18 protein-coding genes are annotated in these 18,212 nt (G+C 66.4%); 7 read left to right on the forward strand and 11 right to left on the reverse strand.

Annotated elements, in window-relative coordinates; all coding sequences use genetic code 11:
* Positions 1–13 precede the first annotated feature (13 nt).
* Positions 14–568, reverse strand: a complete 555-nt coding sequence (locus QZM67_RS21910) for a TetR/AcrR family transcriptional regulator (RefSeq protein ID WP_301806618.1) — start codon at positions 566–568, stop codon at positions 14–16.
* Positions 569–664: 96 nt separating this feature from the next.
* Between QZM67_RS21910 and QZM67_RS21915 the strand changes: the two genes are divergently transcribed.
* Together QZM67_RS21915 and QZM67_RS21920 are read left to right on the forward strand one after the other, a co-directional pair.
* On the forward strand, positions 665–1,330 hold the full coding sequence (locus QZM67_RS21915; RefSeq protein WP_301806619.1) for a DJ-1/PfpI family protein: 666 nt from the start codon (positions 665–667) through the stop codon (positions 1,328–1,330).
* Between the two features lie 234 nt (positions 1,331–1,564).
* Positions 1,565–2,182, forward strand: a complete 618-nt coding sequence (locus QZM67_RS21920; protein WP_301806622.1) for a PolC-type DNA polymerase III — start codon at positions 1,565–1,567, stop codon at positions 2,180–2,182.
* A 252-nt stretch (positions 2,183–2,434) separates the two neighbouring features.
* Here QZM67_RS21920 and guaA read toward each other — a convergent pair whose 3' ends face one another.
* The 5 genes from guaA to QZM67_RS21945 form a co-directional block, all read right to left on the reverse strand.
* Complete coding sequence (guaA, locus tag QZM67_RS21925) at positions 2,435–4,054, reverse strand: glutamine-hydrolyzing GMP synthase (RefSeq protein WP_011352431.1); 1,620 nt, start codon at positions 4,052–4,054, stop codon at positions 2,435–2,437.
* Between the two features lie 116 nt (positions 4,055–4,170).
* Complete coding sequence (locus QZM67_RS21930; RefSeq protein WP_205822499.1) at positions 4,171–4,776, reverse strand: hypothetical protein; 606 nt, start codon at positions 4,774–4,776, stop codon at positions 4,171–4,173.
* A gap of 6 nt (positions 4,777–4,782) precedes the next feature.
* Complete coding sequence (gene guaB, locus QZM67_RS21935; protein ID WP_175023885.1) at positions 4,783–6,243, reverse strand: IMP dehydrogenase; 1,461 nt, start codon at positions 6,241–6,243, stop codon at positions 4,783–4,785.
* Between the two features lie 276 nt (positions 6,244–6,519).
* Positions 6,520–7,326 (reverse strand): DUF2182 domain-containing protein, encoded by an 807-nt coding sequence (locus tag QZM67_RS21940; protein ID WP_301806731.1) that lies wholly within the window; start codon positions 7,324–7,326, stop codon positions 6,520–6,522.
* Positions 7,327–7,354: 28 nt separating this feature from the next.
* Complete coding sequence (locus QZM67_RS21945) at positions 7,355–8,119, reverse strand: DUF899 domain-containing protein (RefSeq protein WP_301806625.1); 765 nt, start codon at positions 8,117–8,119, stop codon at positions 7,355–7,357.
* A gap of 114 nt (positions 8,120–8,233) precedes the next feature.
* Between QZM67_RS21945 and QZM67_RS21950 the strand changes: the two genes are divergently transcribed.
* From QZM67_RS21950 to QZM67_RS21960, 3 genes are all read left to right on the forward strand, one after another.
* Entirely contained in the window at positions 8,234–9,454 is a 1,221-nt protein-coding gene (locus QZM67_RS21950) for a helix-turn-helix domain-containing protein (protein ID WP_301806627.1), read from the forward strand.
* A gap of 31 nt (positions 9,455–9,485) precedes the next feature.
* Positions 9,486–10,172 carry a glutamine cyclotransferase gene (locus QZM67_RS21955; protein ID WP_301806629.1) on the forward strand — a complete coding sequence of 229 codons (687 nt, stop codon included), beginning with the start codon at positions 9,486–9,488 and terminating at the stop codon, positions 10,170–10,172.
* A gap of 136 nt (positions 10,173–10,308) precedes the next feature.
* Complete coding sequence (locus QZM67_RS21960) at positions 10,309–11,292, forward strand: DMT family transporter (RefSeq protein WP_089450831.1); 984 nt, start codon at positions 10,309–10,311, stop codon at positions 11,290–11,292.
* Between the two features lie 59 nt (positions 11,293–11,351).
* Here the strand turns inward: QZM67_RS21960 and QZM67_RS21965 are convergent, their stop codons facing one another.
* Positions 11,352–11,675 (reverse strand): RnfH family protein, encoded by a 324-nt coding sequence (locus QZM67_RS21965; protein WP_043190875.1) that lies wholly within the window; start codon positions 11,673–11,675, stop codon positions 11,352–11,354.
* A 4-nt stretch (positions 11,676–11,679) separates the two neighbouring features.
* The gene (locus tag QZM67_RS21970) at positions 11,680–12,117 is read right to left on the reverse strand and encodes a type II toxin-antitoxin system RatA family toxin (protein WP_034188832.1); all 438 of its coding nucleotides are present in this window, start codon (positions 12,115–12,117) and stop codon (positions 11,680–11,682) included.
* A 98-nt stretch (positions 12,118–12,215) separates the two neighbouring features.
* On the opposite strand from QZM67_RS21970, the gene smpB reads away from it, so the two are divergent.
* Entirely contained in the window at positions 12,216–12,662 is a 447-nt protein-coding gene (smpB, locus tag QZM67_RS21975) for an SsrA-binding protein SmpB (RefSeq protein ID WP_039342760.1), read from the forward strand.
* Between the two features lie 238 nt (positions 12,663–12,900).
* Here smpB and QZM67_RS21980 read toward each other — a convergent pair whose 3' ends face one another.
* From QZM67_RS21980 to ppsA, 3 genes are all read right to left on the reverse strand, one after another.
* On the reverse strand, positions 12,901–13,836 hold the full coding sequence (locus QZM67_RS21980) for an SPFH domain-containing protein (protein WP_039342757.1): 936 nt from the start codon (positions 13,834–13,836) through the stop codon (positions 12,901–12,903).
* A 33-nt stretch (positions 13,837–13,869) separates the two neighbouring features.
* On the reverse strand, positions 13,870–14,304 hold the full coding sequence (locus tag QZM67_RS21985; RefSeq protein ID WP_034181127.1) for an NfeD family protein: 435 nt from the start codon (positions 14,302–14,304) through the stop codon (positions 13,870–13,872).
* A 253-nt stretch (positions 14,305–14,557) separates the two neighbouring features.
* Complete coding sequence (gene ppsA, locus QZM67_RS21990) at positions 14,558–16,957, reverse strand: phosphoenolpyruvate synthase (RefSeq protein ID WP_043190857.1); 2,400 nt, start codon at positions 16,955–16,957, stop codon at positions 14,558–14,560.
* Between the two features lie 376 nt (positions 16,958–17,333).
* Here ppsA and QZM67_RS21995 point away from each other — a divergent pair, with 376 nt between their 5' ends.
* A complete protein-coding gene (locus tag QZM67_RS21995) occupies positions 17,334–18,149 on the forward strand; it encodes a pyruvate, water dikinase regulatory protein (RefSeq protein ID WP_175024954.1) in 816 nt (271 codons plus the stop codon).
* The last annotated feature ends 63 nt before the right edge of the window (positions 18,150–18,212 follow it).

Here is an 18,212-nt window from a genome sequence, read left to right on the forward strand (position 1 = left end):
GCGTATCGCACCGTTACGCGCGTCCCCGCGCAAGCCTGCTCCCCACGGCCGCAAACGCGCGCTGCATGAAGCCGTTGAACCGCTCGGCATCGCGCCGCAGCCCGGCCTGCTGGCCGCCGATCAGGCAGAGATGCGCGAGCTGCCCCACGATCTCGGCTTCACCCGGCATGCGGGCCCAGCGGCGGGACGTCTCGACCGCGAATGCCAGGCGCGTCGCATCGACGCGCTGCTGGAATTCCGCCACCAGCGGATCGTGCAGCGCCCACGCGCGAATCGCAATTTCACGGCCGGGCCGCTTCTCCGCGGCGATGTGCAGGTAGCGCGCCAGCGTGTCGCCCGCGCTGCGGCCGTCTGCCGCATACGCGAGCATGCGTGCGGTGTAGTCGCTCTCCCACGCGGTCAGCAGCGTCCGGACGAAATCCTCGCGATTGCGGAAGTGGTGATAGAACGATCCGCGGGTCACGTTCAGCCGTCGCGCGAGGCTTTCGGCGGACATGCCCGCATACCCTTCCCCGTCGAGGGCGTCAAAGCCCGCTGCAATCCAGTCGTTTCGCGTCAGTGTGCTCATCGTCATCGCCATACAGGCTGTGTATGGTGCGGCATGGACAGATAGGCTGCGAACTCTATCACGGCCGCCGCCGCTTCCGGCAGCGCGCCATTACGCATGGAGTCCGCCTTGAAAGACATCGCTCTCGTCGCATTTGACCGGTTCACCGACGTCGACCTGTTCCTGATGTGGGACATTCTCGGCCGCAACAACCGCGACTGGCGTGTCCGGATCCTGGGTGCGCAGCCAGTGCTGCATTCCGCACATGGTCTGGCCATCCCGACGCACGGCCCGCTTGCCGATGCCAATCACGCCGACGCGGTTCTCTTTTCGAGCGGCAAGGAAGGCGTACCGGCCGCACTGGCCCATCCCGACTTCCTGCCGTCGTTCGATCTCGATCCCGAGCGCCAGCTCGTCGGATCGATCTGCGGCGGGGCCTTCATTCTCGAGCGGCTCGGGCTGCTGCCGGAGCGCCGCGCCACGACGCATCCTGACGCGCGGATGGGTTTGCAGGCACTCGGGCTGGACGTGCTGAACCAGCCGCTGGTGTGCCACGGCAACGTCGCAACCGCGGGCGGATGCCTGGCGTCGGTCTATCTGACGGGATGGCTGGTCGAATCGATGTTCGATGCGGACAAGCGCCGCGAGACACTGCTGCCTGTGCTGCCCGCCGGGCAACGGGAGATTTACGAAGATCTGATCGAGTTCAGCGTTAGGCAGGGTGCGGGACAGACCACGGGCCCGATCCGGATGGTTGAAGGCGAAAACAGTCTGGCGGCATGACGCGCGGATCAATGGGCTGCCGATAGTCGGCAGCCAGCACCCTGTTGCATCGTCTTGCGCGCTGCCGAGTCAGCGACGGATCAGAACGAATTCGCGGGCGGCCCGGGGCATCGATCGGGTCGACATTCGCAGCACGGATGGTCGTTTCTCGGGCTGAACGAGTCTGCCGAGGGCCTGGAGATGCTACCCTCTCGGCCACTCTAACGACACCGCGTGAAGCAACAGGATTCGACCATGCAAACCGTCGCAGTACTGGACTTCGAAACAACCGGACTTTCGCCGAATATGGGCGACCGTGCGACCGAAATCGCCGTCATCCTGCTCCGGGACGGACAAGTCGTCGACCGTTTCCAGAGCCTGATGAATGCAGGCAGACGCATACCGTCCGATGTCGTCGCGCTGACCGGCATCACGAACGAGATGATTGCATCGGCGCCCCCAGCATCGAAAGTCATGAAGGAAGCCGCAGCGTTCGTCGGCAAGCATGCGGTCGTCGCGCACAATGCCGGCTTCGACAAACGGTTCTGGCAGGCGGAACTCGGGCTGCTCGGCATGTCGGCCGAGCATGCCTTTGCGTGCACGATGCTCGTGGCGAGACGTATCTACCCGGATGCCCAAAGTCACCGCCTGTCGAGCCTGGTGGATATGCTGCGGTTGCCCAAATCGGGCCGTGCCCACCGGGCGATGGTCGATGCCGAGATGGCCGGTCACCTGTGGTGCCGGTTGCAGCACGACATTGCGCGGACTTACGGGCTGAACCGCATCGATCACGCGCTCATGGCGCGTGTCCAGGCAACGGCCAAGGCGAAAGTGCCGACGTACCTGCGTTCGCTCGGGGGCTCGCACGCGTGAGATTCGATCGGCAGACGCGAGCGATCGCCATCGGGCGCACAACGGATTGCCGCGTCACGAATGATGCACGCCGTTTCGTGACTCAGGCGACGCGTTAACGAAAAACGGCTTGGCAATCGCCAAGCCGTTTCTTGTCCCGGTCCGTGCCGGGACAGCGAACAAGCTGAACCCGCCATCCGCTCACGCCCTATCGCGCCATCAATCGATGCGCAACGACGAGAGCGGAATCGAACGCTGATTCAGCACGAACGCTTATTCCCACTCGATCGTCGCCGGCGGCTTGCCCGAGATGTCGTACACCACACGGTTGATCCCGCGCACCTCGTTGATGATCCGGTTCGACGCGCGGCCGAGCAGCGCGTACGGCAGATGCGCCCAGTGTGCGGTCATGAAGTCGGTCGTCTGCACCGCGCGCAGCGACGTCACGTAGTCGTACGTGCGGCCATCGCCCATCACGCCCACCGACTTGACCGGCAGGAACACCGCGAACGCCTGGCTCGTCAGGTCGTACCAGCTCTTGCCGACATCGGCTTCGCCGCACAGGCCGGCAGCCGCATCGTGCGCGGTCGCGGTCGTGTTGCGCAGTTCCTCGATGAAGATCGCATCCGCGCGGCGCAGCAGGTCTGCAAACTCGCGCTTCACTTCGCCGAGGATCCGCACGCCGAGGCCCGGGCCCGGAAACGGATGGCGGTACACCATCTCCGGCGGCAGGCCGAGCGCGACGCCCAGCTCGCGCACTTCGTCCTTGAACAGGTCGCGCAGCGGCTCGAGCAGCTTCAGGCCGAGCGTTTCCGGCAGGCCGCCGACGTTGTGGTGGCTCTTGATCGTCGTCGCCTTCTTGGTCTTCGTACCGCCCGATTCGACCACGTCCGGATAGATCGTGCCCTGCGCGAGCCACTTCGCCTTCGACAGCTTCTGCGCCTCGGCCTGGAACACCTCGACGAACTCGCGGCCGATGATCTTGCGCTTCGCTTCCGGATCGGTCACGCCGGCCAGGTGGCCGAGGAACTGCTCGGATGCATCGACGTGCACGACCTTCGCGTGCAGGCGGCCCTCGAACATGTCGAGCACCATCTTGCCTTCGTTCAGGCGCAGCAGGCCGTGGTCGACGAACACGCAGGTGAGCTGATCGCCGATCGCGCGATGGATCAGCGCGGCCGCGACGCTCGAATCGACACCACCCGACAGGCCGAGAATCACTTCCTCGTCACCGACCTGCTCGCGGATCTTCGCGACGGCTTCCTCGATGTGGTTTTTCATGATCCAGTCGGGCTTCGCGCCGGCGATCTGCAGCACGAAGCGTTCGATGATCTGGCGGCCCTTCAGCGTGTGCGTGACTTCCGGGTGGAACTGCACCGCGTAGTAGCCGCGTGCCTCGTCGGCCATGCCGGCGATCGGGCAGCTCGGCGTCGATGCCATCAGCGCGAAGCCCGGCGGCAGCTCGGCGACCTTGTCGCCGTGGCTCATCCAGACCTTCAGCATGCCGTGGCCTTCGTCGGTCTTGAAATCCTCGATGCCGTCGAGCAGGCGCGTATGGCCGTGCGCGCGCATTTCCGCGTAACCGAATTCGCGGTGGTCGCTCCACTCGACCTTGCCGCCGAGCTGCACGGCCATCGTCTGCATGCCGTAGCAGATGCCGAGCACCGGCACGCCGAGATCCCATACGGCCTGCGGCGCGCGCAGCTGATGGTCTTCGTACGTGCTCGCGTGGCTGCCCGACAGGATCACCGCCTTCGGCGCGAACTCGCGGACGAAGTCGTCGGACACATCGTTCGGATGGATTTCGCAGTAGACGTGCGCTTCGCGCACGCGTCGCGCAATCAGTTGGGTGACTTGCGAACCGAAGTCGAGAATCAGGATTTTGTCGTGCATGGCTGCGGACGGGATGAAGAGAATAAGAAAAGCAGCGCATCATTTACATCATGCGCTGCGTCAATAGCATGGACAGCGGCGTCGGGCGGAAGGCAGCACGCGCGACGCATGGTCGGTCAATCCTGCATCGGCGGGCGTTCGTCGAGTGCGACGCCGCCTGACGATTGACTGGAACCGGATGAAGCCGGTGACGACGCGGCGGATGCCGCAGGACGGCTGACGACGGGTTCGACACGCTGCGGGGCGGACGACGACGCGGGCGCCATCGCCGGCTCGGCCGGACGCTGCGCCGGCGCACGCGCGTCGAGCGCCTGCGCTTTCTCGCGCCGGCGCACGGCCGATGCGAGCCGCACGCCGCCGAGGCCGAGCACGATCAGCACGACACCGGCCACGGCCGACAGCACCCGGCCGGCGGCTGCCAGCGCGGGACCGCTGCCGGTGCCGATCGACCAGACGATCGTCAGCACGCCGGTCAGCCAGTACACGTGGCCGACCGACCGCGCGACGGGCGCCGTGAGATCCCCGTTGAACGCTGCATGAAACGCGAGCCACGCAAGCCCGAGCAACGCGATGCCGAACGCCTGGCCCAGCATCGCCGGCTGGACGCTCGCCAGCTGCAGCGCGTTGAACAGCGACTGCCAGGGCGTCAGCACGAACAGCACGCCGAACGCCAGCAGCAGCACGGCATCGACGATCAACACGGCTCGCAGCAGCGGTTTCATCGGCGATCAGTCCACGTGGTAGTTCGGCGCTTCCTTCGTGATCTGCACGTCGTGCACGTGCGACTCGCGCATGCCCGCCGCGGTGATCTGGACGAATTCAGCCTTGTCGTGCAGCTCGTCGATCGTCTTGCAGCCGCAGTAGCCCATGCTCGCGCGCACGCCGCCGACCAGCTGGAACAGGATCGCGTTGACCGAACCCTTGTACGCGACACGGCCTTCGATGCCTTCCGGCACGAGCTTGTCGATGTTCGCCGAGTTGTCCTGGAAGTAGCGGTCTGCCGCGCCGTCCTTCATCGCGCCGACGGAACCCATGCCGCGGTACGACTTGTACTGGCGGCCCTGGTACAGGAACACGTCGCCCGGCGATTCTTCGGTGCCCGCCAGCATGCTGCCCATCATCACTGCGTTCGCGCCGGCCGCGAGGGCCTTCGACACGTCGCCCGAGAAGCGCACGCCGCCGTCGGCGATGCACGGCACGCCCGTGCCCCGCAGCGCGTCAGCAACGTTCGCGATCGCGCTGATCTGCGGCACGCCGACACCGGCGACGATCCGCGTCGTGCAGATCGAGCCCGGGCCGATCCCGACCTTGACCGCATCCGCGCCGTACTCGACCAGCGCCTTCGCGGCGGCGGCCGTCGCGATGTTGCCGCCGATCACTTCGACGTGCGGGTAGTTCTGCTTGACCCAGCGAACGCGCTCGAGCACGCCCTTGCTGTGGCCGTGCGCGGTATCGACGACGATCACGTCGACGCCGGCCTGCACCAGCAGCTCGACGCGCTCTTCGTTGTCGGGACCGACGCCGACCGCCGCGCCTGCGCGCAGCTTGCCGTGTTCGTCCTTGCACGCATCCGGGTGCTCGGTCTGCTTCGTGATGTCCTTGACGGTCATCAGGCCGCGCAGTTCGAACGCGTCGTTGACGACCAGCACGCGCTCGAGGCGGTGGCTGTGCATCAGCGCCTTCGCTTCGGCGAGCGGCGTGCCTTCCTTGACCGTGACGAGGCGCTCGCGCGGCGTCATGATCGACTTGACCGGCTCATCGAGGCGGGTTTCGAAACGCAGGTCGCGGTTCGTGACGATGCCGACGAGCAGCGGGCCTTCGACGACCGGGAAGCCCGAGATGCCATGCTGGCGCGACAGCGCGATCACGTCGCGCACCTTCATTTGCGGCGGCACCGTGATCGGATCGCGGACGACGCCCGATTCGAAACGCTTGACCTTCGCGACCTCGCGGGCCTGTTCGGCCGGCGTCAGGTTCTTGTGGACGATACCGACGCCACCCTGCTGTGCCATCGCGATCGCGAGGCGACCTTCGGTGACCGTGTCCATGGCGGCGGACACGAGCGGCATGTTCAGGGAGATGTTGCGGGTCAGCTTGGTCTTGAGGCTGGTGTCGCGCGGGAGAACGTCGGAGAAGGCGGGAACGAGGAGCACGTCATCGAAAGTGAGTGCTTTTTGGATCAGACGCATGGCAAATCCTATGGGCGCAAAAGCGAATTATACGCGAAGCGCTGCGAATTTTCACAACACGAACAACGGCTTAGCCGCTTTCCTCCGTTCGGGGGCCGAATCGTTCGGTTCGCCGTTCGGTTCGTTTTCGATCGCCTTTCGTTTCACCGCCGCATCGCGCCATTCGCGCAACGGGCCGCGACACCGCATGTGCGCCCGTCGCGGCCGCGCTGCACGGCGGTAGCGGCCGCGGTCGAGCGCCGCGCGGCGACGGCCAAAGTGGCTCGCGCCGCGGCCTCACAGGAGCCCGGCCGCGCGCACGATCATCGCGATGCCTGCCCCGATCGCGCCCCAGCCGACGATCTGCGCGACGCGCTCGCCAGCCGGCACCAGGCGCTCGGCGGCCATCGCGACCGTCACGACGGCCATCACGCGCAAATCCATCGCGCCGGCTGCCAGCGCGACCGCCATCAGGTTCCCGCAACAGGCGCCGCAACGCATCGCCGCTCGCACGCCGTGCCACCACGCGGCGCCCGTGTCCTCCCGTGGCAGGCCTGCATCCGCCGCCGCGTGACGGCAGCAGGCCAGCCGGTGCGCCTTCCAACCCGAAAGCTGCCACATCCCCGCACCGGACACGATCGCACCGGCCGCGAACGGCATCGCACGGGCGAGCGCCGGCAGCCGGACAGCGGCGGCGGTCAGCGCGGCGCCAGCAGGAAACACAAGCGCCCCAAGCGCCATCCATACCGCGAAATATCCCGCGCCGGCTACAACGACCAGCCAAGTCGAACGCGCCGCGGCCAACGGACCCACGCTCTGCCGGTATCGCCAGAGCACCGGCGCCAGCACGGGCAGCATCATCGTCACCGTCATCGTGCCCCACATGCCGGCGAACGCCGCGAACGCGCGTCCGGCGCCCCATCCGCACGGCCGCTGCCATGCCGCCGAGGTCATCCAGCCGCCGGACACCGGTGCGCCACCCATCGCGGCCATCGACGCGTGCTGCGCGACGGTCGCGATCGCGGCGACGGCGAACACGGCCACCAACGCCGCCCCGAAGGCCCGCAGATCGGGGCCCGCATCGCCGGCTGCCCGCCGTGTCATCGCCCGCCCCCACCCGTCGCCGGCGCGCTCAGCCGCGTGCGTACTCGTCATGACGACGCCACCACGGGCCGGTCTCGTTGCGCCCGCGCGGCGCGCGATCGAGCCACTGGTACATCCCCCACAGCCCGTCGAGCCCGCGCGCGTAGGTCGAATACGTGTGATAAACCGCGCCGTCCTCGCGCACGAACGCGCTCATCCCCGGCCGGTCGAGCGAATACGTGACCGCATCGGTGCCGCAGGTCGCCGCGAACTCCACGACGGGTGCCGGCGGCGGATCCATGTCCATCGCGTGGCCGGCCCGCGCGTAGTTGTACTCGACGTCGCCCGCGCGCTGCTGCGTTTCGGTGAACGACACATTGAAGTCGAAGTTGAAATCGCTGCCGACCGACGACGCCCACGGGAAGCTCCACCCCATCCGCTGCCGGTAAGCGAGCAGCTTCGCGAGCGGCGCGCGCGACACGGCCGCGAGCGTCACGTCGTGGTTCGCCAGGTGCACGGCAAAGCCGTCGAAACCGTCGGCAATCGACGAACACGACGGGCAGCCGGCCTTGTAGTCGGGGCCGAACATGAAGTGATAGACGAGCAGTTGCGACCGGCCGCGAAACAGGTCGTCGAGCGTTGCCTGCCCGTCTTCGGTGTCGAACCGGTAGGTCTTGTCGACGCGCACCCACGGCAGTGCCTGGCGCCGCCGTGCGAGTTCGTCGCTTTGCCGAGTCAGCGCCTTTTCCGCGTCAAGCAGCGCGCGGCGCTCGGCCAGCCATTCTTCGCGCGTTCCGGTGAGATGGGTCGTCATTGCGGGTGCCTCCTTCCGATGGGTTTCCGGGCACGGCGTCCGGCGCCGTGTGCATGGTGCTAGATTAGTGGCGGGCATCGGGCCGGAGGGAGTGACAAGTGTGTCGGGATTCGGATGGATTCGCTGATCACGGCGGCTGCGCGCGCGCTCGCGGCCGGTGACGCGTTCGGCGCGCTGAACCGCGTCGCGCTGCGCGACGACGCACCGGCGCTCGCGCTGCGCGGGATCGCGATGGCGCAGCTCGGCGATTTCGAACGCGCACGTGCACTCGTGCGCAGCGCCGCACGCGCGTTCGGCGCAAGGGAGGCCGTGGCGCGTGCGCGCTGTGTCGTCGCGGAAGCGGAGATCGCGCTCGCGTCGCGCGACCTGCGCTGGCCGACGCGCGCGCTCGATGCCGCCTGCGCGACGCTCGACGCGCACGGCGACCGCGCGAACGCCGCGCATGCGCGCTATCTCGGCGTGCGCCGGCTGCTGTTGATCGGTCAGCTCGACGATGCCGAACGGATGCTTGCGAATCTTGATCCCGCGCCGCTCCCGGCAGCATCGCGCGCCGCCCATGAGCTGATCGCGGCCGGCATCGCGATGCGCCGCATCCGCACGCACGCGGCCCGCGCGGCGCTCGCCCGAGCGCGCGCCGCGGCCGGCGACGCCGGCATCGCCGCGCTCACGGCCGAGGTCGACACCGCGGCACGCGTGCTCGACGCACCGGCCGCGCGCCTCATCGCGCGCGGCACGTCGCGGCTCGTGCAGCTCGACGAAGTCGAGACACTGTTCGCATCGAACGCGCTCGTCGTCGATGCGTGCCGCCACACGGTGCGCGACGCGCGCACGACCGTGTCGCTCGCGCGGCGGCCCGTGCTGTTCGTGCTCGCCCGCGCGCTCGGCGAGGCATGGCCGGCCGATGTGTCGCGCAACGCGCTCGTCGTGGCCGCGTTCCGCGCGAAACACGCGGACGAATCGCATCGCGCGCGCCTGCGCGTCGAGATCGGCCGGCTGCGCGCGATGCTCAGGCCGCTCGCGAACGTCATTGCGACGCCGCGCGGCTTTGCGCTCGAACCGCTCGGCATACGCGAGACCGTCGTCCTGGCGCGCCCGGTCGACGATCGCCACGCGGCCGTGCTCGCGCTCCTCGCCGATGGCGAAGCGTGGTCGAGCTCCGCGCTCGCGCTGGCCCTCGGCGCAAGCCAGCGCACCGTGCAGCGCGCGCTCGACGCGCTCGCCGAAGCGGACAAGGTCCAGGCACTCGGCCGCGGCCGCGCGCGCCGCTGGATGACTCCGCCGCTGCCCGGTTTCGCGACGACCTTGTTACTCCCTGCCCCGCTGCCGGGCGATTAGGATGACCTCACCGAACGACGAGGTGACGAACATGAAACGCTCCAGTGCAGAGATCATCCGCGAATACGGCCCGTTTCCGGGCGTCGACGGCGTACACGGCGTCACGTTCGACGGGCAGTACGTGTGGTACGCGTCCGGCGACAAGCTCAATGCGCTCGACCCGGAACGCGGCACGACCGTCCGCTCGATCGACGTCGCCGCGCATGCGGGCACGGCATTCGACGGCCGCCACCTGTACCAGATCGTCGAGAACCGCATCGAGAAGATCGACCCCGAATCGGGCCGCGTGCTCGCGACGATTCCCGCCCCCGGCGGCGGCGGCGATTCGGGACTGGCATGGGCGGAAGGCACGCTGTGGGTCGGCCAGTACCGCGAACGCAAGATTCATCAGGTGGATCCGCAATCGGGCACCGTGCTTCGCACGATCGAATCGAACCGCTTCGTCACCGGCGTGACGTGGGTCGACGGCGAGCTGTGGCACGGCACCTGGGAAGCCGACCAGGCCGACCTGCGACACATCGATCCGCGCACGGGCCGCGTGCTCGAGCAGGTCGACATGCCGGCCGGCGTCGGCGTATCGGGGCTCGAATCGGACGGCCACGACCGCTTCTACTGCGGCGGCGGCAACAGCGGCACGTTGCGCACCGTGCGCCGACCCGCGCGGGCGCGGACGTCGGGCAACAACGCGGGAGCAGCGCCCGATTCTGCCGATGAATGATCCGCCGCCGGCCGCGATCGCTCCCGGGCGCAGCACGCCTGCGCCCCGCCCGGCACCGAGTGCAGGAATGAACAAGACGACGACGCAACGGCGTCGCTAAGATGCGCGCTCGTCAGTCATGTGTTCGGAGCGGTCGATGCAGCGCGGTGTGGTCTATGGTGTCCTGGCAGGTGCCCTGTGGGGCATGGTGTTTCTCGTTCCGCGGCTGCTGACCGACTTCTCGCCGCTGCTGCTGAGCGCCGGCCGCTACGCGATGTACGGCCTCGTCTCGTTGGCAGCGGCGCTGCCGGCCGCCCGCTCGCTGCTCGCGCGGCTGACCCGCGAGGATCTCGTCGCGCTGGTCAGGCTCGCCGTCGTCGGCAACGTCGCGTACTACATGCTGCTGTCCGGCGCCGTGCACCTGATCGGCATCGCACCCAGCTCCCTGATCGTCGGCGTGCTGCCCGTCACGGTCACGCTCGCGGGCCTCGGCGACCACGGCGCCGTGCCGCTGCGGCGGCTCGCGGCCCCGCTCGCGCTGGTGATCGCGGGCATCGTCTGCATCAACGTCGACCTGTTCACGTCCGAGGCCGCGCATGCAACGACGCTCGGCCAGAAGCTCGCCGGGATTGCCTGCGCGGCCGGCGCGCTCGCGAGCTGGACCTGGTATGCGGTCGCGAACGCCCGCTATCTGCAGCGCCATCATCATTTCGGCGGCAACGAGTGGTCGGTGCTGTGGGGTGTCGTGACGGGCCTGATCGGCGGGCTCGTCTGGATCGCGATCCTCGCGCTGCCGGCCGGCACGGTGCAGGCAGCCGTCCCGGCGTCGCGCTGGCAGCTGTTCTGGCTGCTGAACCTCGTGCTCGCGATCGGCGCGTCGTGGCTCGGCAACGGGCTGTGGAATGCCGCGTCGAAGCGGCTGCCGCTCACGCTGTCGGGCCAGCTGATCGTGTTCGAAACCGTGTTCGCGATGCTTTACGCGTTCGTGTATGACCAGCGAATGCCGCATGCGCTCGAAATCGCCGCGCTGGTGCTGCTGCTCGCGGGCGTCTACGGATCGGTGCGGCAGCACGGCAACACGCCCGCCGGCGGCGATACGTCGGGAAGCGCCCCGGCAAACGCGAACGCCGCGGCCCACTGAGCGCCGCGGCGTTTGATCAGACGAATCGGGACTGGAATCGCTAACCTGACCAGCCTGCGTCAGCGCGCGTCCTTGTGCATCCACTTGCGGCCCTCGATGGAGCCGGCGCGGCGCGACTTGTCGACGCGCCGCTGGCGCGCGAGCTTCGGATCGACGATCAACGGGCGGTAGATTTCGACACGGTCGTGGTCGGCGAGCGGCGCGTCGAGCGGCGCAAGCTTGCCGTACACGCCCGTCTTCGCGTTCGCGAGATCGATTTCCGGGTGCAGCGCGAGCACGCCGCTCGCGTCGATCGCCGAACGAACGGTCGCCCCTTCGGGCAGCGACAGCGGAATCAGCGTCTGGCGATCCGGCAGCGCGTAGCAGACTTCGATCGACAGCATCGCGTCACCCCTTCCCGTAGCGCTGGTCGGCGCGCTTCACGAACGAATCGACGAATGTGTTCGCGATGTGGCTGAACACGGGCCCGATGATCTTCTCGAGCAGGATGCTCGAGAATTCGTAGTGCAGCGCGAATTCGATCTTGCACGCATCGGCACGCAGCGCCGTGAAGCGCCACGAGCCCGTGAACTTCTTGAACGGGCCGTCCGTGAACTCCATGTCGATCCGCGTCGGGCGCTGCTGCGTGTTGCGCGTCGCGAAATGCTGCTTGATGCCTTTGAAGTTGATGTCGATGCGCGCTTCCATCCCGCTCTCGTCCTGACGGCGAATCTCGACGCCGCCGCACCAGGGCAGGAAATTGGGGTAGTCGGCCACGTCGGTGACGAGGTCGAACATCTGTTCCGCCGAATGACGGATCAATACGGTTTTCTGGACATCTGCCATAAATCGCGCGGCATCGCTTAAGGTGAGAACGCAAGCCGGGCGATTCCCGCCCCGCTTTGCTAAAATCGTGATTTTAAACGAGTTGGCCCGATCCTTTCATGAGCATCATCGACAACAGGAAAGCGCACTTCGATTATCACATCGAGGAACGCTACGAGGCGGGGCTCGTGCTCGAGGGCTGGGAAGTCAAGGCGCTGCGCGCCGGGCGCGGCCAGATCAGGGAAGGTTACGTCGTGATCAAGCACGCCGAGATCTTCCTGATCGGCACCCATATCAGCCCGCTGCCCGAGGCTTCGACCCACATCACGCCCGACCCGGTCCGCACGCGCAAGCTGCTGCTGCACCGCGAGGAAATCAAGAAACTGATCGGCAAGGTCGAGCAGCGCGGCTACACGCTCGTGCCGCTGAACTTCCACTACAAGGGCGGTCGCGTGAAGTGCGACATCGCGCTCGCGAAGGGCAAGAAGCTGCACGACAAGCGCGAAACCGAGAAGAAGCGCGACTGGGAACGCGAAAAGGCCCGCATCATGCGCGCCGGCACCTGACGCGCGCGACGCGCTTCGCAAACGACACGGCCCGCTCGAAGCGGGCCGTGTTGCTTTGGGCCAGGTGAATCGGGCGCGTCGGCTACAAGGGCGACACTCGGCGCACCACACCACCCGTTTCAACTGAAGAAAGGCGCCGGCAACGGCGCCGCACGGGCATCATCCGCGCCCGGCTCCGCGACGATTCGCCGCACGCCGATCGCACGTGGCAGCCGCCTGCGCGCCGCGCACGTCCGACTCAGGCCTTCCCGCCCGAAGCCGCCCCCGCGCTCTTGACGATCGTCAGCGCCGACGAGATCGCGGTGCCGAGATCCGACAGGTTCGCCGGCACGATCAGCGTGTTGCCCTGCTTCGCGAGATTCGAGAATGCGCTGACATACTGCTCGGCCACCTTCAGGTTCACCGCGTCCATCCCGCCCTGCGATTGCATCGCGTTCGCGATCTTCTGGATCGCCTGCGCGTTCGCTTCGGCCACCGCCAGAATCGCGGCCGCTTCGCCCTGCGCCTGGTTGATCGCGGCCTGCCGCTCGCCTTCGGATTTCTGGATCGCCGCTTCGCGCGCGCCCGACGCGAGGTTGATCTGCTCCTGCTTGCGGCCTTCGGATGCGGCGATCAGCGCGCGCTTTTCACGCTCCGCGGTGATCTGCGCCTGCATCGCGTGCAGGATTTCCTTCGGCGGCGTCAGGTCCTTGATCTCGTAGCGCAGGACCTTCACCCCCCAGTTCGCCGCAGCCTGATCCAGCGCCGACACGATGTTGTGGTTGATGAAGTCGCGCTCCTCGAACGTCTTGTCGAGCTCGAGCTTGCCGACCACCGAGCGCAACGTGGTTTGCGCGAGCTGCGTGATCGCGAGCACGAAGTTGCTCGACCCGTACGACGCCTTCATCGGATCGGTCACCTGGAAGTACAGCACGCCGTCGACCTGCAACTGCGTGTTGTCGCGCGTGATACAGACCTGGCTCGGTACGTCGAGCGGGATTTCCTTCAGCACGTGCCGGTACGCGATGCGATCGACGAACGGCAGCACGATATTGAGACCCGGCGACAGCGTCGCGTGATAGCGCCCGAAGCGTTCGAGCACCCACGCATGCTGCTGCGGCACGATCTTCACCGTCTTCGACACGATCACGATCGCGATGACGAGCAGAACCACCCAGATGATCAGCGAATCCATGAAGTATTCCCTCCTTGTTGTATCGGCGGACGATCAGCCCGCGGGTTTCGCTACGACCACGAGACAATTGCCGCGCACGGCACTCACCTGATACACGTGCGCATCGTCGCGCTCGCCGTTCGCGAGCTCGACGTCCCAGTCGGCACCGCGATACTGCACACGCGCGCGGCCGTCACGCCACGCGTCGACCGTGACGGTCGCGCCGATATCGAGATTGACGTCGGGATTGGTCGACGTGTCGCGCTTCTGCTTGCGGCCGAGCCCCGAACGCCGCAATACGATCATCGCGACGATCGCGACCACGGCCGCCGCGCCGAACTGCACGTGCGGCGCGAAACCAGCCAGCTGCAGCAGCCCGCCCGCAAGAAAGCCGAGCGCGATCATCAGCAGATAAAACGTGCCCGTCAGCAACTCGGCCACGACCAGCACGCCCACCGCGACCCACCAGAACAGATGCCCCGACATCATTGTGGTCTCCAGAAAAACATCCGCCGCGTTCACTTGCGTGGCATAGAACCAGAATACGCGCTGAAGCGCTGTTCCGGATCGATTTGTTCGCGGCTCCCGAGAGAGCGGTCGGCACGCTTGGGGCGGCCCGGTTCGTACCGACAAACAAAAACACCCCGGTGTCTACCGGGGTGTTTATAGCATGAACCTTGCAATTTGCCTTCATTGAAAGAGCAGCAGCGCCGCTCCTTCGTCGGTGGCAAGTTATCGACCGTTACTTCCGGTTGGCGAGCGCCTGCCACGTATCGATGATCGTGTCGGGGTTCAGCGAGATCGACACGATGCCTTCGTCCGTCAGCCATTGCGCGAAGTCCGGGTGATCGGACGGGCCCTGGCCGCAGATGCCGACGTACTTGCCCATCTTGCGACAGGTGTCGATCGCGCGCTTCAGCAGGAACTTGACGGCCGGGTCGCGTTCGTCGAAGTCGACAGCCAGCAGTTCCATGCCCGAGTCGCGGTCGAGGCCGAGCGTGAGCTGCGTGAGGTCGTTCGAACCGATCGAGAAACCATCGAAGTGCTCCAGGAACTCTTCGGCGAGGATCGCGTTGGTCGGGACTTCGCACATCATCACGAGGCGCAGGCCGTTTTCGCCGCGCTTCAGGCCGAACTTCTCGAGCAGGCCGACGACGCGCTCCGCCTGCTTCACGGTACGCACGAACGGCACCATGATCTCGACGTTGGTCAGGCCCATCTCGTCGCGCACGCGCTTCAGTGCACGGCACTCCATCTCGAACGCCTGCGCGAAGTCTTCAGCGATGTAACGCGACGCGCCGCGGAAACCCAGCATCGGGTTTTCCTCGTCCGGCTCATAACGCGAACCGCCGATCAGCTTCTTGTACTCGTTCGACTTGAAGTCGGACAGACGCACGATCACGGGCTTCGGATAGAACGCCGCCGCGATCGTCGCGACACCTTCCGTCAGCTTGTCGACGTAGAACTGACGCGGCGATGCGTGACCGCGCGCGACGCTCTCGACCGCCTTCTTCAGGTCCTGGTCGATGTTCGGGTACTCGAGGATCGCCTTCGGGTGGACACCGATGTTGTTGTTGATGATGAACTCGAGACGCGCGAGACCCACACCGCCGTTCGGCAGTTGCGAGAAGTCGAACGCGAGCTGCGGGTTGCCGACGTTCATCATGATCTTGACCGGGATTTCCGGCAGTTCGCCGCGCTGCACTTCCGTGACTTCCGTCTCGAGCAGGCCGTCGTAGATCTTGCCTTCGTCGCCTTCCGCACACGACACGGTGACGAGCGCGCCGTCCTTCAGGATGTCGGTCGCATCGCCGCAGCCGACGACTGCCGGCACGCCGAGCTCACGCGCGATGATCGCCGCGTGGCAGGTCCGGCCGCCGCGGTTCGTGACGATCGCGGCTGCACGCTTCATCACCGGCTCCCAGTTCGGGTCGGTCATGTCGGCCACCAGCACGTCGCCCGGCTGCACGCGTTCCATTTCCGACGGATCCTGGATCACGCGCACGGGGCCCGCACCGATCTTCTGGCCGATCGCACGGCCCGTTGCCAACACCTGCGACTGGCCCTTCAGCTTGAAGCGCTGCTCGGCCTTGCCGGTTGCCTGGCTCTTCACCGTTTCCGGGCGTGCCTGCAGGATGAAGATCTTGCCGTCGCGGCCGTCCTTGCCCCACTCGATGTCCATCGGACGCTGGTAGTGCTTCTCGATGATGACCGCGTACTTCGCCAGCTCGATCACGTCTTCGTCGGTGATCGAGTAGCGGTTGCGCTGTTCGTGCGGCACGTCGACCGTCTTCACGCGGCCCGGCTCGCCCGGCTGCGTGAATTCCATCTTGATCAGCTTCGAGCCGATCGAGCGGCGGATGATCGGGTACTTGTCCTGTGCGAGCGTCGTCTTGAACACGTAGAACTCGTCCGGGTTCACAGCACCCTGCACGACGGTTTCGCCCAGGCCGTAGCTCGACGTGATGAACACGGCGTCCTTGAAGCCCGATTCGGTGTCGATCGTGAACATCACGCCGGCGGCGCCGACGTCCGAGCGGACCATGCGCTGCACACCGGCCGACAGGGCGACTTCCGCGTGCGTGAAGCCCTTGTGCACGCGGTACGAGATCGCGCGGTCGTTATACAGCGACGCGAACACGTGCTTCATGCGGTCGAGCACGTCTTCGATGCCGACGACGTTCAGGTACGACTCCTGCTGGCCGGCGAACGATGCGTCGGGCAGGTCTTCCGCGGTAGCGGACGAACGCACGGCGAACGACAGTTCGCCCGGCGAGCTGTTCTTCAGGACTTCGAACTGCTCGCGGATTTCCTGCTCGAGACGTGCCTGCATCGGCGCATCGACGATCCATTTACGGATTTCGGCACCGGCTTCGGCGAGCGCCTTCACGTCGTCGATGTCGAGCGACTCGAGACGCTTGGCGATGCGATCGGTAAGGTCGTTGTGCTTGAGGAAATCACGGAACGCGAGCGCGGTCGTGGCGAAACCGGTGGGCACACGAACGCCTGCTTCGGAAAGCTGGCTGATCATTTCGCCAAGCGACGCATTCTTGCCGCCGACGATCTCCACATCGGTCATCCGCAACTGCTCGAACGGAATTACATACGCCTGGTCCTTTGCGACGTTTGCTGCGTTAGTCATACAAGCCCCTAAGTGTGAAAAAAATGCTCGATTGCGCAAGTGGGCTCGGACGCGGGCGCTTGCAAAAAGGCGCGGCGCGTCTTGCGCAACCTGTTAGATAAACAATCGCAGTGACGGAAAATCTTCCGACCCGATTTGCAAAAATCCCGGCAGAAGGGCGATATTTGCAGACGAATCGCCAAACTTGCCGGGAATTTTGGAATCGCGCGGCGTAGCATGGGGCGCCGTTCGCGCCCTGCCCCCGCAATTGCTTATCCAACAGGTTGCCGCTATTCTACCGTGCCGGCTGCCGGATGTGGCGCGACCTTGTCACTGCGTCTGGAGGCGAACCTCCAGCCGCCCGCGCAACCGCCCTTCACGTTCGACGCCCAGATTCATGCTGCCTACCGTATTCATCGTCTCCGACGGCACCGGGATCACTGCCGAAACCTTCGCGCATTCGATCCTCTCCCAGTTCGACCAGAAATTCCGCCTCGTGCGCGTGCCGTTCGTCGATTCGCTCGACAAGGCCTACTCGACCCTCGAGAAGATCAACGAGGCCGCCGTGCACGACGGCCGCCGCGCGATCGTGTTCACGACGCTCGTCGACAGCGAGTCGAACGACATCGTCAAGCGCTCGAACGCACTCGTGCTCGACATGTTCCAGCGCTTCGTCGAACCGCTCGAGCAAGAGCTGGAGCTCAAGTCGAGCCATGCGATGGGCCGCGGCCACCAGAACGCGGACACCGAGGAATACAAGACGCGGATCGAGGCGATCAACTTCTCGCTCGCGCACGACGACGGCCAGTCGAACCGCAACCTGTCGGAAGCCGACGTGATCCTCGTCGGCGTGTCGCGCAGCGGCAAGACGCCGACGAGCCTGTATCTCGCGATGCAGTACGGCGTGAAGGCAGCCAACTACCCTCTGATTCCGGAGGATTTCGAGCGCGGCAAGCTGCCGTCGGCGCTGGCCGCGTACAGCGAGAAGCTGTTCGGGCTGTCGATCGACCCGCAGCGCCTGTCGGAGATCCGCAACGAACGCCGGCCGGGCAGCAAGTACGCGGCGCCCGAGAACTGCCGCTACGAGATCAACGAGGCCGAAGCGATGATGCGCCGCGAGGGGATCAAGTGGCTGTCGTCGACGCACAAGTCGATCGAGGAAATCGCGACGACGATCCTGCAGGAAATCCGCCTCGACCGGCAGTCGTACTGAGATTGAGCGCTCGCGGCCGCCTGGCCGCCGCCGGAAACAAAAAAGGCCGCGTCGAGCGGCCTT

It is taken from the genome of Burkholderia sp. AU45251 (assembly GCF_030482905.1).
Taxonomy (GTDB): domain Bacteria; phylum Pseudomonadota; class Gammaproteobacteria; order Burkholderiales; family Burkholderiaceae; genus Burkholderia; species Burkholderia aenigmatica.